The 16,528-nt window shown below is 68.8% G+C and carries 14 protein-coding genes; 10 read left to right on the forward strand and 4 right to left on the reverse strand.

Features of this window, described 5'->3' with window-relative positions:
* Positions 1-22 precede the first annotated feature (22 nt).
* Positions 23-445, forward strand: a complete 423-nt coding sequence (locus VHU88_22125) for a hypothetical protein (protein ID HEX3614400.1) — start codon at positions 23-25, stop codon at positions 443-445.
* A gap of 123 nt (positions 446-568) precedes the next feature.
* Positions 569-994 carry a hypothetical protein gene (locus VHU88_22130; protein HEX3614401.1) on the forward strand — a complete coding sequence of 142 codons (426 nt, stop codon included), beginning with the start codon at positions 569-571 and terminating at the stop codon, positions 992-994.
* Between the two features lie 305 nt (positions 995-1,299).
* Here VHU88_22130 and VHU88_22135 read toward each other — a convergent pair whose 3' ends face one another.
* Positions 1,300-1,725, reverse strand: coding sequence for a PPOX class F420-dependent oxidoreductase (locus VHU88_22135; GenBank protein HEX3614402.1), 426 nt, complete (start codon positions 1,723-1,725; stop codon positions 1,300-1,302).
* Between the two features lie 94 nt (positions 1,726-1,819).
* Here VHU88_22135 and VHU88_22140 point away from each other — a divergent pair, with 94 nt between their 5' ends.
* A complete protein-coding gene (locus tag VHU88_22140; protein ID HEX3614403.1) occupies positions 1,820-2,311 on the forward strand; it encodes a hypothetical protein in 492 nt (163 codons plus the stop codon).
* A 68-nt stretch (positions 2,312-2,379) separates the two neighbouring features.
* On the opposite strand, the gene VHU88_22145 is transcribed toward VHU88_22140, so the two are convergent.
* Positions 2,380-3,204 (reverse strand): ABC transporter permease subunit, encoded by an 825-nt coding sequence (locus tag VHU88_22145; GenBank protein ID HEX3614404.1) that lies wholly within the window; start codon positions 3,202-3,204, stop codon positions 2,380-2,382.
* The gene (locus tag VHU88_22150; protein HEX3614405.1) at positions 3,201-4,157 is read right to left on the reverse strand and encodes an ABC transporter ATP-binding protein; all 957 of its coding nucleotides are present in this window, start codon (positions 4,155-4,157) and stop codon (positions 3,201-3,203) included. Before VHU88_22150 ends, VHU88_22145 begins: the two co-directional genes overlap by 4 nt.
* A 164-nt stretch (positions 4,158-4,321) precedes the next feature.
* Here VHU88_22150 and VHU88_22155 point away from each other — a divergent pair, with 164 nt between their 5' ends.
* On the forward strand, positions 4,322-5,482 hold the full coding sequence (locus VHU88_22155; GenBank protein HEX3614406.1) for a pyridoxal phosphate-dependent aminotransferase: 1,161 nt from the start codon (positions 4,322-4,324) through the stop codon (positions 5,480-5,482).
* A gap of 226 nt (positions 5,483-5,708) precedes the next feature.
* On the opposite strand, the gene VHU88_22160 is transcribed toward VHU88_22155, so the two are convergent.
* A complete protein-coding gene (locus VHU88_22160; protein HEX3614407.1) occupies positions 5,709-6,239 on the reverse strand; it encodes a MarR family transcriptional regulator in 531 nt (176 codons plus the stop codon).
* A gap of 58 nt (positions 6,240-6,297) precedes the next feature.
* Here VHU88_22160 and icmF point away from each other — a divergent pair, with 58 nt between their 5' ends.
* The 6 genes from icmF to VHU88_22190 all read left to right on the forward strand — a co-directional run bounded on the left by icmF (position 6,298) and on the right by VHU88_22190 (position 16,480).
* Positions 6,298-9,537 carry a fused isobutyryl-CoA mutase/GTPase IcmF gene (gene icmF / locus VHU88_22165; protein ID HEX3614408.1) on the forward strand — a complete coding sequence of 1,080 codons (3,240 nt, stop codon included), beginning with the start codon at positions 6,298-6,300 and terminating at the stop codon, positions 9,535-9,537.
* Positions 9,538-9,651: 114 nt separating this feature from the next.
* Complete coding sequence (locus tag VHU88_22170; GenBank protein ID HEX3614409.1) at positions 9,652-10,509, forward strand: 3-hydroxybutyryl-CoA dehydrogenase; 858 nt, start codon at positions 9,652-9,654, stop codon at positions 10,507-10,509.
* A gap of 44 nt (positions 10,510-10,553) precedes the next feature.
* Positions 10,554-11,771 carry an acyl-CoA dehydrogenase family protein gene (locus VHU88_22175; protein ID HEX3614410.1) on the forward strand — a complete coding sequence of 406 codons (1,218 nt, stop codon included), beginning with the start codon at positions 10,554-10,556 and terminating at the stop codon, positions 11,769-11,771.
* Positions 11,772-11,852: 81 nt separating this feature from the next.
* Complete coding sequence (locus VHU88_22180; GenBank protein HEX3614411.1) at positions 11,853-13,709, forward strand: acyl-CoA dehydrogenase family protein; 1,857 nt, start codon at positions 11,853-11,855, stop codon at positions 13,707-13,709.
* Between the two features lie 210 nt (positions 13,710-13,919).
* Positions 13,920-14,627, forward strand: coding sequence for a hypothetical protein (locus VHU88_22185; GenBank protein HEX3614412.1), 708 nt, complete (start codon positions 13,920-13,922; stop codon positions 14,625-14,627).
* A gap of 266 nt (positions 14,628-14,893) precedes the next feature.
* On the forward strand, positions 14,894-16,480 hold the full coding sequence (locus tag VHU88_22190) for an ABC transporter substrate-binding protein (protein HEX3614413.1): 1,587 nt from the start codon (positions 14,894-14,896) through the stop codon (positions 16,478-16,480).
* Positions 16,481-16,528 lie beyond the last annotated feature (48 nt).

Consider the following 16,528-nt stretch of genomic DNA (forward strand, 5'->3'; position numbering starts at 1 on the left):
CAAGTTGACGGAAGGGTGGCCCATGACGAGCAAGCGGTCATGGGCCACTCGCCTTTCCGCGGCCGTGTTGTGCGTGCCGCTGGCCACGCCGGTGGGGCCGCGGCCGCATCTGACGGCTGATCACATTCGGTTGAGCGCCGACGACGACGGCCGCAGTATCCACGTCCTGCCCGGTTCCTCGATCGAACTCGAGCTGCGACCGGACTCCGAGGGCGGGTACCGAACGCCCCGCTCCGACCGCCCGGACGTGCTACGCGAGACCGACCGCAGCGAGGACTCGCGTGGTGCGGCCCGAGCGACGTTCATCGCCGTACGGCCCGGCTACGCGCTGATCGTCAGCGAGCGCGAACCCGCGTGCGGCGACGCCCCGGACTGCGACGCCGGACACCCGTACGAGGTTCAGATCGCGGTGGATCACGCACCGCAGGACTCGACCTACCGCTGAGCTCGGCGCCGGAAGCCCTGCCGATCGCGCGAGAGGCACCCGGACGGCCGTATGCACTTCTGTCCGGGGTGTTTGTGAGGGCCAATTGGTCCGAATCACCCCGGAACAGAAGCAGGTGTCCCGATGAACACCATCAACCGGCTCGGCGCGGCAGGCGGTGTGCTTGCGGTCGGACTTGTGGTGCCGGCTGCCCCGGCCGGTGCCGCGACAGCGCGGCCGACCGACGCACCGCCGTCCGGGCTGATCGAGATCTGCAACCGCAGCGGCTATCTGTTCTCCGTCTACGCCGACGGGCCCTCGCAGCGGGAGGACGACCTGGCCGGGCTGTCGAAGTCGGGCGAGTGCACCGACTGGGCACCGGTCCTGGCGGGCAGCTACAGCGTCGGGTTCGGTGTCCGGACCGCCTCGGCCCAGGACATGGTCATCCAGGCGCGGGTGAAGCGCGACGACCACGTGTTCTACAAGGTGTTCAACCGTGAGGGCGTGATCCCGGAGGCCATCGGCGCCGGCGATCGTGTCCAGGTGGACCTGTTCATCCCGCAGGGCTGAGCGGCAACCGGACCGGTCGGCCCTATATCACAATCGGTCAGGACCGCTCCGATCATCGATGATCGGAGCGGGCCGAACTGACCGATCGCCGCATCCGGGGGATGCCGCAGGACGCTCCTCGATTCCCCTCCACGTAACGAGGTTCGCCCGGCGTGCCGGACCAGGCGGTGGTGCACCACGCGCAGAAGGAGGGACCGGCTTCCGCCGGCCCCTCCTCCCCCGTAAGTAACACCGCCATCGGCGTACAGCGCTTCTTATTCCCAGACCGAGCGAGTTCAAACCTCTCCTGCGCCGAACGGCGCGGCTCAGCAGGCCCAGGGGCCGACGCCGCCGATGCGCTCGACGGTCGTCCGCAGTACCCAACCGTCGGCCGGGCCGTCGCCGTTGGACACCGGGAACGTGAAGTCCGGGCCGACGTAGAGCTTGCCCAGTCGGTTCAGCAGGTCGTACGCGCCGCCCTCGACCACCCGGGCGCGACCCCGCAGCACCGCATGCTCGGCGAGGAAGACCCCAGGGGTCCGCGGGCCCTCGACGGAAACGACGACCCGCGGGTCCCGCTCCACATTGCGGACCTTCTGGCTACGCGTCATGTGACCGCTGACGATCTCGTCGCCGTCCAGGCCGATCCAGATGACCGACAGCTGCGGTGCGCCGTCGGCGTTGAGCGTCACGAAGTGCGCCAACGGGCCGGTCTCGATCAACTCACGCAATGCCGCCGGGATCTCTGCCATGCCCCGACCCTGCCCTATCGCCGGCGTGACCAACTCCCGGGGTTCCCGGGCAAGATCCGTGGACTCCATGTCAATGTAATGATGTAATCACTGCATGAATGATATCGAAGCCTGGTTCGGCGGCCGGATGCCCGCCGAGTGGTTCACCGAGTCGGCGCAGGTCAGCGTCGACCGCGAGGAAATCCTGGTCGTCGGTGATCTGGGCGCGTCGGGTGTCGACGGCCCGGAGGCGCGGGCGGCAGAGGCCGGACGGATCGGGCGCTTCCGCGAGGACACCCGCGCCGCGCGGATGCGGATCGCGGACGAGGCGCAGGCCCGGTTCGGGCGCAAGGTGGCCTGGGGCGCGGCCTGTGGCGAGACGAGGGAGGTGTTCACCTCGTTGGCGGTCCCGGTGATGACGCGGCTGCGTCAGCCCGACCGGGCAGTGCTCGACACGCTGGTCGAGGCGGGCATCGCGCGGTCGCGGGCCGATGCGTTGGCCTGGTGCGTCCGGTTGGTGGGCAAGCACCAGGCGGACTGGATCGAGGAGTTGCGCGAGGCCCTGGTCGCGGTCCAACGAGCCCGCGCCGCCGGACCGGCCGCCTGAACCGCTTTCGCTCCGACGTCAGCGAGAGCGTGCGCTACAGCGCACGCTCTCGCTGAGGTAATGATCGATCAGGCGTCGCTGCGGGCCAGCCGCACGAACGCCGGCACCAGTAGCGCCGCCGCCCAGGCGCAGAGCACGAGCAGCGCCACCCACGGCGAGCTGATCGCCGCGCCTTCGGGCTTGTTCCAGAATGCCTCACCGGCCTGCGCCGGCAGGTACGGACCGATGTTGTCCGACCAGCTCGAGGGTAGGAAGTTGAAGATGATCGGGACCACGAAGAACAGCGCGGCCAGCGACGAGATCGCCGCGGCGGTGTTGCGCAGCAGGGCGCCCAGCGCCATGCCGATCACAGCGACGATCAGCATGTAGACCGCGGCGCCGAAGATCGTGTGCAGCGCGTGCGTCGAGGCCACCGAGGTGTTCAGGTGGTTGCCCGACAGGATCGCCTCGCCCACGAAGAACGCTACGAAGCTGCTCACCAGTGCGGTGACCCCGACGACCGTGGACAACACGACCAGCTTCGCCCGCAGCACCGGCATCCGGGCCGGGACCACCGTCAGCGACGCGCGGATCATGCCCGTCGCGTACTCGCCGGAGATCAGCAGCACCCCGAGCACGCCGACCGCCAGCATCGACAGGTGCACGCCCTGCAGCGGCGCGATGGCCGGGTCGAACTGCGCCTTGTCGCGCGGACTCATGTGGGTCGCCCACTGAGCGCTGATCACCGCGGTGATGATCGCCGCGAGACCGACGGTGAGCAGCGCGGCCAGGCCGAGCGTCACCTTGGACGAGCGCAGCGAGTGGAACTTCGTCCACTCGGATCGGATCGCCCGAGCCTGGGTGACCTTCGCCGACGAGGCGAATGCCGACCGTTCGGCAACCATCGTGCTCATCGCTGACCTTCCTCTACCCGCTTGTACTGCTCGATGATTCGCGGCGCCGGGGCGCTCGCCTGGAACTGCACGGCGTCGTGGGTGAGCTCCATGAACGCCTCCTCCAGCGACGCCTCGCGCACCGCCAGTTCGTGGATGCGCAGGCGATGCGTCCACGCGATGTCGCCGATCCGCTCGGCCGTCAGCCCGGTCACCTCGAGGGCACCCGGACCGGCCGCAGTCACCACGACGTCCGGGCCGCGCAGCAAGTCGGCCAACGCCGCGGCTTCCGGCGAACGGACGGCCACGACGTTGCCCGACGCCCGCGCAGTGAACTCCGCGACGCTCGTGTCGGCGATCAACCGGCCGCGGCCGACGACCACCAGTCGCTCCGCGGTCAGTGCCATCTCGCTCATCAGGTGCGAGGAGATGAACACCGTCCGACCCTGGGCGGCCAGCGCCTGCAGCAGCGTCCGCACCCAGCGCACGCCCTCCGGATCCAGACCGTTGACCGGCTCGTCCAGCACGACGGTCTGCGGGTCGCCGAGCAGAGCCGCGGCGATGCCGAGGCGCTGCCCCATGCCGAGGGAGAACCCGCCGGCGCGCTTGCGAGCAACCTCGCGCAGCCCGACCATCTCGATCACCTCGTCGACACGACGCCGCGGGAGGCCGTTGGTGTGCGCGAGCGCGAGCAGGTGGTGGAACGCCGAACGCGACGTGTGCACCGCCTTGGCCTCCAGCAGGATGCCCAGTTCGGTCATCGGGGCCACCGACTTGCGGTAGTCCTTGCCGTTGACCGTCACCGATCCGGAGTCCGGCCGGTCCAGGCCCGCGATCATGCGCATCGTCGTCGACTTGCCCGCGCCGTTCGGCCCGAGGAACCCGGTCACCATGCCGGTTGGCACCGTGAAACTCAGATCCTCGACTGCCACCTTCTCGCCGTACCGCTTCGTCAGTCCCAGTACCTCAATCACGCCTTGCTCCCCCGCTTTTCCTTTGGGAAATCCCCCTCTGGGAAAACTAGGCGCGGGCAACGACGCCGACATCGGTCGTAAGTAGACATTGCGGTCAGCCGTTCGGCCGACGTGTCCTGTGCTGAGCCTCGGAGCCGGCCGGCAGGACGTTAGGGTCCGGGGCCATGGCACGCAGGCGCATGGCCTCCCGGTTGGACGGGCTCGGGACCACGATCTTCGCCGAGATGTCGGCCCTGGCCGTGGCCACCGGTGCAATCAACCTCGGCCAGGGCTTCCCGGACACCGACGGGCCGCCGGAGATCGTCGAGGCCGCGGTCGCGGCGCTGCGCGGCGGCCACAACCAGTACCCGCCCGGGCCGGGAATCCCGATCCTGCGCGCCGCGGTAGCCGCCCATGCCGAACGCTTCCACGGCCTGTCCTACGACCCCGACGCCGAGGTGCTGATCACCACCGGGGCCACGGAGGCCATCGCCGCCGCGGTGCTCGGCCTCGTCGAGCCGGGCGACGAGGTCATCGCGCTCGAGCCGTACTACGACTCCTACGCCGCGAACATCGCGATGGCAGGCGCTCGGCGGGTCCCGGTGACGTTGCGCGCCCCGGACTTCCGGCTGGACACCGACCGCCTGCGCGATGCGGTGACCCGGCGGACCAAGGCGATCCTGCTCAACACCCCGCACAACCCGACCGGCGCCGTCCTGACCGCCGCCGAGACCGCGACGATCGCCGAGATCGCCGTGGCCAACGACCTCGTGGTGATCTCCGACGAGGTCTACGAGCACCTGGTGTTCGACGGCGTCCACATCCCGATCTCGAGCCTGCCCGGCATGCGCGAGCGCACCGTACGCATCTCCTCGGCCGGCAAGACGTTCTCGTTCACCGGCTGGAAGATCGGGTGGGCGATGGCCCCGCCGGACCTGCTGGCCGCGGTGCGAACGGCCAAGCAGTTCCTGACCTACGTCTCCGGTGCCCCGTTCCAACCGGCCGTGGCCCAGGCGTTGGGTCTGCCGGACGCCTACTACACCGAACTTCGCGACAGCCTGCGGTCGCGCCGGGACCAGTTGTGCGCCGGCCTGGCCGAACTGGGCTTCGCAGTGTTCGCCCCGCAGGGCACCTACTTCCTCACCACCGACACCGGTCCGTTCGACTGCGCGGACGGCATGGAGTTCTGCCGCCGCCTGCCCGAGCGCGCGGGAGTCGTGGCCATCCCGCACCAGGTGTTCTACGACGACCTCGCGGCCGGCGAGCCCCTCGTCCGCTGGGCGTTCTGCAAACGGCCCGAGGTGATCGACGCGGCACTGGACCGGTTGCGCGTCGCGCTCGGCTGACTGCCGGCCCGTCGACCACCACCGGGCAGAGTTGCAACTGGATTGGCGCGCCGGCGCCACCCGGTCGCCAATCCTGTTGCAACTCTGCCCAAGGGCGGTCTACGGGCCGGGGTCGACGGGCCGGGGTCGACGGGCCGCGGCCACCGGCTTGCGGGGAAGCCCGTCCGCCCGGTATTATTTGGACGTCAAACTATTGTCCACCAAAAGCCCTGAGACACATGCCTGGTCATCCGTCAGGAGCCCAAGGATCGTGAGCCGCAGGATCAAAGTCCCCACCCGCCAGTCGGACGGCCCGGAGCAGGGCCGTCAGGCCTGCGGCCGCTTGCTCGTCCATCCCGGCCAGCGCGAACTCCGCGGCATTGAGCGCCGTCGTCGCGGCATCCACCAACTCGCGGCCGTCCGGCGTGAGCTCGGCCAGGATCCGGCGTCGGTCGTCGGAGGCCGGGCGCCGGCGCACCAAGCCGCGCGCCTCCAGCCGATCCACGGTGTTGGTCACCGAGGCCGGATGAACCATCAACCGCTCCCCGATCTTGCCCATCGGGAGTTCGCCGAGCCGGGTGAACGCCAGCAGGCGCAGCGCCTCGAAGCTGGCGAAGGTCAGTCCGAAGGGACGCAGCACACGTTCGATCTCAGCCAGCAGCATTTGCTGGACCCGCATGACCGAGGTGACGGCCGCCATCCGGTCGGCCTGCTCGGGCCACTTCTCCTGCCAGCGCCGGTGCGCCTCGGCGATCGGGTCGAAGGGGAGCCTGGGCACACTCGCAACCGTATCGGTGTCGACCCAGGAGAAAGCTCTCCTGGCGAGGAGTCGTCAGATGGCTGAAGCGCAGCTCCATGTCCCGTCCCGGCCCATCCGCTTCGTCACCGCGGCCAGCCTGTTCGACGGGCACGACGCCTCGATCAACATCATGCGGCGACTGTTGCAGGCCCAAGGCGCCGAGGTGATCCACCTCGGGCACAACCGCTCGGTCGACGAGGTGGTGACCGCGGCGATCCAGGAGGACGTCGACGGGATCGCGATCAGCTCGTACCAGGGCGGCCACGTCGAGTACTTCTCCTACCTGGTCGACCTGCTCGCCGAGCGCGGCGCCACGCAGATCAAGGTCTTCGGCGGCGGCGGCGGCGTGATCGTTCCGGAGGAGATCGCGCTGCTGTCTGAACGCGGCGTGCGGATCTTCTCCCCGGAGGACGGTCAGCGGTACGGACTCGAGCGCATGGTCAACCTGATGATCGAGGCGTGCGACACGCCCCGCCCGACTGACGTGGAGTCAGATGCCTTGCTGGCAGGGGAAATCGGCGCACTGGCGCGCACGATCAGCCTGATCGAGGCCGACGAGTTGCCGGCTTCCGTCCACACGGCGATGACCGCTGCGGCCGCGGGCCGCACCGCTCCGGTCCTCGGCATCACGGGCACCGGCGGGTCCGGGAAGTCCTCGCTGACCGACGAACTGGTCCGCCGGATCCGGCTGGACCAGCAGGACAAGCTGCGCGTCGCAGTGATTGCGGTGGACCCGACGCGGCGCCGCGGCGGCGGTGCGCTGCTCGGCGACCGCATCCGGATGAACGGCATCGAGGCCGCCGCGAGCGGGACCGGCGTGTATTTCCGGTCGCTGGCCACCCGCGGCGCCCGCGAGCTGCCGGACCACCTGACCGGCGTGATCGCCGCGGTCCGCGCTGCCGGGTACGACATCGTGATCGTCGAGACCCCGGGCATCGGGCAGGGCGACGCGGCGGTGGTCCCGTTCGTCGACACCTCGCTCTACGTGATGACGCCGGAGTTCGGCGCGGCCAGCCAGCTCGAGAAGATCGACATGCTCGACTTCGCCGACGTGGTGGCCATAAACAAGTTCGAGCGCCGCGGCGCCGAGGACGCCCGGCGCGACGTCGCGCGGCAGATGGCCCGCAACCGCACCGGTAGCAGCGGGGCCGCCGAGTCGATGCCGGTGTTCGGCACCTCGGCCGCGCGGTTCAACGACGACGGCGTCACCGCGCTGTACCAGCAGATCCGCACGCTGCTCACCGAGCACGGCGCCGCGTTCGGTCCCGGACGTCTGGAACACACCGACGTCCGGGCCTCCAGCTCGCTGGCCACCGTGCTGCCCCCGGCCCGGGTGCGTTACCTGTCCGAGGTCGCCGACACCGTGCGGGACTACCACCGCGACACCGCGACCGAGGTAGCGGTTGCGCGTCGCGCCCAGCAGTTGCGGGTGTCCCGCGAGCTCGTCGCCGAACGCGGTGGCGAGACGGGCACGCTCGACGAACTGGCCGCCGAGGCGGCCGCGGAGCTGCCCGCGGCCTCCCGCAAGGCGCTGGACCAATGGCCGGACACCGTTGCCACCTACTCCGGCGACGAGCACGTGACGAAGGTCCGCGACAACGAGATCCACACGGCGCTGTGGCGCGAATCGCTGTCCGGCAGCCGGATCCCGCGAGTGTCCCTGCCCCGTCATGTCGACGAGGGCGAGCTGTTGCGCTTCCTGCGCAACGAGAACCTGCCCGGCTACTTCCCTTACACAGCAGGGGTTTTCCCGTTCAAGCGGGACGGCGAGGACCCGGCCCGGATGTTCGCCGGCGAGGGCGACGCGTTCCGCACCAACCGCCGGTTCCACCTGCTCGCCGAAGGTCCGGGAGGCACGCGGTTGTCCACCGCGTTCGACTCGGTCACCCTGTACGGCCGCGACCCCGACCCGCGCCCGGACATCTACGGCAAGGTCGGTACCTCCGGGGTCTCGATCGCGACGCTGGATGACATGAAGGCCCTCTACACCGGCTTTGACCTGTGCTCGCCGAGCACCTCGGTGTCGATGACGATCAACGGGCCGGCCCCGACCATTCTCGCGTTCTTCCTGAACACCGCGATCGATACGGAACTGGAGAAGCTGGCCGCCGAACTCGGCCGCGAGCCCACCGCCGAGGAGGCCGCGGCCAAGCGCGCCTGGGTGTTGGCCAACGTCCGCGGCACGGTGCAGGCCGACATCCTCAAGGAGGACCAGGGCCAGAACACCTGCCTGTTCTCCACCGAGTTCAGCCTGAAGATGATGGGCGACATCCAGGAGTGGTTCATCCAGAACCGGGTGCGCAACTTCTACTCGGTCTCCATCTCCGGCTACCACATTGCCGAGGCCGGGGCGAACCCCATCTCGCAGCTGGCGTTCACGCTGTCCAACGGGTTCACCTACGTGGAGAGCTATCTGTCGCGCGGCATGAAGATCGACGACTTCGCGCCGAACCTGTCCTTCTTCTTCTCCAACGGCATGGACCCGGAGTACTCGGTGCTGGGCCGGGTGGCCCGCCGCATCTGGGCCGTGGCCATGCGCGACAAGTACGGCGCCAACGACCGGTCGCAGAAGCTCAAGTACCACGTGCAGACCTCGGGCCGGTCGTTGCACGCGCAGGAGATGGACTTCAACGACATCCGCACGACACTGCAGGCGCTGATCGCCCTCTACGACAACTGCAACTCGCTGCACACCAACGCCTATGACGAGGCGGTCACCACCCCGTCCGCGGAGTCGGTGCGCCGGGCGCTGGCGATTCAGCTGATCATCAACCGGGAGTGGGGGCTGTCGATGAACGAGAACCCCTTGCAGGGCAGCTACATCATCGACGACCTCACCGATCTGGTGGAGCAGGCCGTGCTCGCCGAGTTCGACCGGATCACCGAACGCGGCGGCGTGCTGGGCGCGATGGAGACGGGCTACCAGCGCGGCCGGATCCAGGACGAGTCGATGCTCTACGAGCACCGCAAGCACGACGGCTCGCTGCCGATCGTCGGGGTCAACACGTTCCTGAACCCGGACGCCCACGGTGCTGTCGCCGACCTGGAACTGGCCCGCGGCACCGAGTCGGAGAAGCAGTCGCAGCTGTCCCGACTGCACGATTTCCAATCCCGCAACGCAGCCCCGGCCGATCAGGCCCTGCACCGATTGCAGCAGGCGGCGATGGCCGGCGAGAATGTCTTCGCCGTGCTCATGGAGGCCGCGCGGGTGTGCTCACTCGGTCAGATAACCGAGGCATTCTTCGAGGTCGGTGGGCAGTACCGCCGCAACGTCTGATGCAACTGATCGGCGGCCGGAGGTTGTGCGATCACCACAGGACAATTCGCCCGGGGACGTGCTTGACTGCACCCTACCGGCCAGTACGGAGGCTTGCATGATTGAGGTTCGCCCATGAGTGAAATCCGCAGGGTCGGCGTGGTCGGGTGCGGCCTGATGGGCTCCGGCATCGCCGAGGTGTGCGCGCGGTCGGGCCTCGACGTGACCATCACCGAGGTCAACGAGGACGCCCTGGCCGCGGGTCGCGGGCGGATCACGAAGTCGTTGGACCGGGCCCTGGCGAAGGGCAAGCTTGACGCCGACGCGCACGCGGCCACGTTGGGCCGGCTGCGCTTCACCGGCGACATCGGCGATTTCGCCGACGTCGACATCGCGATCGAGGCCGTCGCCGAGGTCGAGCAGATCAAGGTCGACATCTTTCGCGCGCTGGACAAGACCATCGTGAACCCGCGGGCGATCCTGGCGTCGAACACCTCCTCGATCCCGATCATGAAGCTGGGCATGGCCACCGGCCGCCCGGAGATGGTCATCGGGATCCACTTCTTCAACCCGGTGCCGGTGCTCAAGCTCGTCGAACTCGTGTCCTCGCTGCTGACCGGTCCGGAGACCGCGGCCCGGGCCGCCGATTTCGCCACCGCGACCCTGGGCAAGCAGTGCGTCCGCAGCCAGGACCGCGCCGGGTTCATCGTCAACGCGCTGCTGATCCCGTACATCCTGTCGGCGATCCGCATGATGGACTCCGGGTTCGCCTCGGCCGACGACATCGACCACGGCATGGTGCTCGGGTGCGCCCACCCCATGGGTCCGCTGGCACTGGCCGACCTGATCGGCCTGGACACGATCAAGGCGATCGCCGAGTCGATGTACGAGGAGTTCAAGGAGCCCCTGTACTTCGCGCCGCCGTTGTTGCTGCGCATGGTCGACGCCGGCCTGCTCGGGAAGAAGAGCGGTCGCGGTTTCCACAGTTACTAACCGGGCGCATTCCTACTAGTACTGACCCGAGGACGTGGCACACCATGGCCGGATACAAGGGCAACAAGGACTTCGCCGCCTGCACGCTGCCGCAGGATTACGAGGACCTGCGGGCGTCGGTCCGCGCGCTCGCGGAGGAGCAGATCGCCCCGCACGCGCACGACGTCGACGACCAGGGCCGCTTCCCCAAGGAGGCGCTCGACGCCCTGCGCGCCGTCGGCTTCGACGCCCCGCACGTACCCGAGGAGTACGGCGGCCAAGGCGCCGACGCGCTCGCGACGGTGATCGTGGTCGAGGAGATCGCGCGGGTCTGCATGTCCTCCTCGCTGATCCCCGGCGTGAACAAGCTCGGCTCGCTGCCGTTGATGCTGTCGGGCTCGAAGGACCTCAAGGAGAAGTACCTGACCAAGCTCGCGGCCGGCGAGGGGATGTTCTCCTACTGTCTGTCCGAGCCGGAGGCGGGTTCGGACGCGGGCAGCATGAAGACCCGCGGGGTGGCCGACGGCGACGACTGGATCCTCAACGGCGCCAAGTGCTGGATCACCAACGCCGGTGAGTCGGAGTTCTACACGGTCTTCGCGGTCACCGACCCGGATAAGGGCTCCCGCGGTGGGATCAGTGCATTCGTGGTCGAGAAGAACGACAACGGGGTCTCCTTCGGCGCACCGGAGCGCAAGCTCGGCATCAAGGGCTCGCCCACCCGCAACGTGATCTTCGACGACGTGCGGATCCCCGGCGACCGGCTGATCGGCAACGTCGGCACCGGCTTCACCACCGCGATGCGGACGCTGGACCACACCCGGATCACCATCGGCGCGCAGGCCCTCGGGGTGGCCCAGGGTGCCCTGGACTACGCGGTCGGCTACATGCAGGAGCGCCGCCAGTTCGGCAAGGCGATCTCGGAGTTCCAGGGCCTGCAGTTCATGGTCGCCGACATGGCGATGCAGGTCGAGGCCGCCCGCCAGCTCGTCTACGCCGCCGCTGGGAAGTCCGAGCGCGAGGACAAGGACCTGACCTACTTCGGCGCCGCGGCCAAGGCCTACGCCTCCGACGTCGCCATGAAGGTCACCACCGACGCTGTGCAATTGCTCGGCGGCTACGGCTACGTGAAGGACTACCCGGTCGAGCGGATGATGCGCGATGCCAAGATCACCCAGATCTACGAGGGCACCAACCAGGTGCAACGCGTGGTGATCGCCCGCCAGCTCCTGCACCCGCACACCGGGGGCCGGGCCAAGGGAGCCGGCGCAGCCGCCGGCTGAATCTTCACAAGACCGCTCCCCGGCGATCTACTGGGGGGTAGTCGTCGAGTACGGAGGTACGGGACCGTGGCCACTACCCATGTGACGGAAAAGGAAGCCCGCAAGGTGGCCGAGGCCGCCCGGGAGACCGAGTGGCAGCTGCCGTCGTTCGGCAAGGAGCTTTTCCTCGGTCGGTTCCGGCTCGACCTGCTGTACCCGCAGCCGGAGCCGGACCCGGAGATGGTGAAGAAGGGCGACGCCTTTTTGGCGAAGCTGCGCGCCTTCCTGGAGGAGCGGGTCGACCCGCTGCAGATCGAGCGGGACGCCAAGATCCCCGACGACGTGATCGAGGGCCTCAAGCAGCTCGGCACCCTCGGCCTGAAGATCCCCGAGGAGTACGGCGGCGTCGGGCTCAACCAGGTCTACTACAACCGGGCGCTCGCCCTGGCCGGCACCTGGCACTCCTCGCTGAGCACGTTGCTGTCCGCCCACCAGTCGATCGGCATCCCCGAACCGTTGCGGCTGGCGGGCACCGAGGAACAGAAGCGCAAGTACCTCCCGCTGGTGGCCAGCACGCACATCAGCGCCTTCCTGCTCACCGAGGTCGACGTCGGCTCGGACCCGGCCCGGGTGGCGACCTCCGCGGTGCCGACCGCGGACGGCTCCGGCTATGTCCTGAACGGGCGCAAGCTCTGGACGACCAACGGGGTGATCGCCGATCTCATCGTGGTGATGGCGAAGGTGCCGAAGTCCGACGGGCACCGCGGTGGCATCACCGCCTTCATCGTCGACGCCCGGGCCCCCGGCATCACCGTCGAGCACCGCAACGCCTTCATGGGCCAGCGCGGCCTGGAGAACGGTGTGACGTCCTTCAAGGACGTCTTCGTGCCGGCCGACGACGTGATCGCCGGCGAGGGACTCGGTCTGAAGGTGGCGCTGGCCACGCTCAACACCGGGCGGCTCTCGCTGCCCGCCGTCTGCGCCGGCGTGACCAAGTACTCCCTCAAGATCGTCCGGGAGTGGTCCAACGAGCGCGTGCAGTGGGGCCGCCCGATCGGTCAGCACGATGCCGTCGCCCAGAAGATCGCCTTCATCGCGGGCACCGCGTTCGCCCTCGAGGCGGTGCTCGAGGTCGCGAGCAAGCTGGCCGACGAGAAGCGCAACGACATCCGCATCGAGGCCGCCCTGGCCAAGCTGTACTCCTCCGAGATGGCCTGGCTGGCCGCCGACGAGATGATCCAGGTCCGGGGTGGCCGCGGCTACGAGACGGCGGAATCGCTACGCGCCCGGGGCGAACGGCCGGTGCCGGCCGAACAAATCCTGCGCGACCTGCGCATCAACCGGATCTTCGAGGGCTCCTCGGAGATCATGCGCCTGCTCATCGCCCGAGAAGCGGTCGATCAGCACCTGCAGGTGGCCGGGGGGATCATCGATCCGGAGATCGAGCTGAAGGACAAGGCGAAGCCGGCGCTCGCGGCCGGCAAGTTCTACGGCCGGTGGCTACCCACCCTGGCCGTGGGCGGCGGGCAGAAGCCGGGCAACTACGGCGAGTTCGGCTCGCTGGCCGGCCATCTGCGCTTCGCCGAGCGGTCGTGCCGCAAGCTGGCCCGGTCGACGTTCTACGGGATGGCCCGGTGGCAAGGCGGGCTGGAGCAGAAGCAGCACTTCCTCGGCCGCATCGTCGACATCGGCGCCGAGCTGTTCGCCATCACCGCGTCGTGCGTGCACGCCAAGACGCTGGCCACGGAGGATCCGGCCCGCCAGGACTCGGCCTTCGAACTGGCCGACCTGTTCTGCGGACAGGCCCGGCGGCGCGTCGACCAGCTGTTCAACGAACTGTGGGCCAACGACGACACGGACAACTACGCCGCCGCGCAGCGGGTGCTGGCGGGTCGCTACGAGTGGTTCGAGGAGGGAATCCTCGACCCGTCCGGCGGCGGCCCGATGATCCCGACGTAGTGCCGCCGGCGGTTACGGGTACGCGACCGGCGTAGATTCGGCGGCGGCGCCACGCCGTGCCCAGGGGTCTCCTTTACCTTTTGTTGGGATTTGCCTGGGAATGTCGTGTTTCGATGTGGGTAACTCGGAGGTTCCGGCCTTGCGCCCTGAACCGGACCCTTCGACACAGCGCCACCCCGCATCAGCAAGCCCTCAGGAAGCGGAGCACGCATGGCCGACGCCGATCACTTGCGGCGCCTTGCCTACCTGATGCTGGCGCCCAGTCTGGGTCGCCGGCGTCGGTTCGATCTGGCGAGCGCGGCTGCCGAGACCGCTGTGAACGCCGCCGACCAGGTCGCGGCGCTGGTTCGGGAGGTTCTCCGGGCATCGGCAGGCCGCACCGGGCTGGTCCTGCTGGAACGCGGTGAGGCCAACCGGGAACTGGCCGCGTTGCCGCCGGCCGCGCGCATCTCCTACGTGCTGGAGCACGCCGAAGGGCTCTCGACCGAGACGGTCGGCAAGGTGCTGCGCCGGGCCGAGGTGACCGACCCGGAGACCGCACTGGCGCTGGCGGCCAAGTCGCCGCTGGACCCGGCAGTGCTGGAAAGAGTTCAGATCCCCCAGCACGCAGGCCCGAGGGCAGCCGTCGTGGCGGCCTCTGTAGTCATCGCCATCGCAGCCGGGGTGGCCGTCCCACTGGTCGCGGTCGGTGGCCACGACAAGGCCACCGACACCGGCGTCTCCCGGCCGCTGCCCCCGGTAACGGCACCCGCGCCGGCCCCGCCGCCCCCGGCGGACCCGAGGACCACGGCCCAACTCGGCAGCCTGCTCGGGAAGATCGACCAACGCTTGCTCGGCGACACCGACGCGGCCGACCGGAAGCGCCTGGAGGCATTGCGCGACGCGGTCGCCGCCAAGCTGGCGCAATTGTCGCGATGAATCCGGCGGGACCCCGTCGACCCGCGATTTCGGCCGGCAATCATCTGTGCTGTCCATCGGTCCGACGCCGTGCCGAAACCCGCGGTGCCGCGGCGACCCGGACGCAATGGCTGCGCCCTTCGCTGCATTCTTCTCCCCTTCGGCCGGCGTCCCCGGATACCGGCCGCACCTTTTTCACCCCGACGCGCCGAGGTGCCTGAAGCAAAGTCCGGCCCGCACGGTGATCTACTCGAAAGGAGCAGCATGAACCCGAGAGGCGCCGCGGAATGAATTTGATACGAGAACGCCGCAAGCTGGTCGCGACGATTCCCCTCGCCACTGGGGTCGTTCTGCTGACGGCAGCCTGCGGCACAACCCGGACAGTCACAGTCGCCCAGCCGGCGCCGGCGCCGCAGCAGGCCGCGCCGGCGCAGCCGACTTCGCAGGACACCACGGCCAAGCTGATCGAGGCCGTCGCCGCGTACCTGGACTCGCAGGCCACGCCGAAGAAGGACCCCTCGCTCGACAACGTGAACAAGAAGGCCCTGCACGACATCCTGGCCCAAGCCCACGCCGAGCAGGCCAAGGCCAAGGCCCCGGCTCCTCTGTCCACCGGAGTGAAGGCCGCCGCGGTGGCCCCGGCCGAGACCAACACACAGCAGCAGGACAACCAGAGCCGCTACGACAAGATGAACGGCGCCACGGACACCGGCGTCACCAAGGACGGCATCAAGCTCGGTTCGATCAACATGCACGGCATGGCGCTGGGCAACGTGGTCACCGAACCGGTCGTCCGCGGCACGATGGCCACGATCCAGGCGGTCAACGACCGCGGGGGGGTGCTCGGCCGTCGGCTGTCACTGGTCGACTGCGACGACGGCCCGGGTGAGGTGTCCCGGGCCAAGTCGTGCCTGAAGAAGCTGGTCACACAGGACGGCATCTTCTCGATGATCAGCGGCATCGACTGGGCGACCGCGTCGATGCACGACGACCTGCACCAGTACGGACTGCCCTACGTCGGGTCCTGGGCCTACTCACAGACCGAGTGGCAGGACCCGTACATGTTCCCCACGCACATGTCGATGATCCACGAGGCCATGGCCGGCGCGTACTGGGTGCGTGACGTCATCAAACCAAAGACCTACGGCCTGCTGTGCCTGACCAGCCCGGAGATGCAGTTGGCCTGCTCGCAGGTCCAGCACATCCTCGACGCCTCCGGCGCCAAGATGGTCAAGAAGGTCGACGTGGCGATCTCGGAGACCTCGCTGTCCGCTCAGGTGCTGGCCTTCCGGGCCGCGAACCCGGAGCACATCATCCACTACACGATCAACCCGGCGACCCTCGTCAAGTTCATGGTCGAGGCCGCCCAGCAGGATTACTATCCGCCGAAGGGCGTCTCCGGCAACCACATGGCGGCCGAGGCGCTCGGCTCGTTCATCGGCAAGTGGCCGGTGAACCGCTACTGGACCAACACGACCTACCGGTTGTGGGGTCCGGAGTTCATGGCGGTCATGGAGCGGTACTCCAAGTCCAACATCGGCTTCACGCACCACATCGTCCAGGCCGCTTATGTCGGCGTGAACATGTTCGCCGAGGCTGCCCGCGAGGTCGGCCCGAACCTGACCCGGCAGCGGTTGATGGCGGCGCTGGGCAACGGGCAGGTCTGGAAGACCGACTCGGCGATGGACCAGCAGTTCAGCTACACCCCCGCCGAGCGCGGCGGCTCCTTCGACGACCAGACGTGGAGCCACGACGGGGCGCAGGGCCGGGAATTCATGTACAAGTACACCGACCCGAACACCACCTCCAAGCCGGACGGTTCGCCGTCGGGCTGGGATCTGGCCGACCAGGGTGTGATCCGCACAGACAAGTGAGCCGAGCGAAGAGCGAACAGCGAGCCTGCGAGCCGTTCGGCTCTTCCG

It is taken from the genome of Sporichthyaceae bacterium (assembly GCA_036269075.1).
Taxonomy (GTDB): Bacteria; Actinomycetota; Actinomycetes; order Sporichthyales; family Sporichthyaceae; genus DASQPJ01.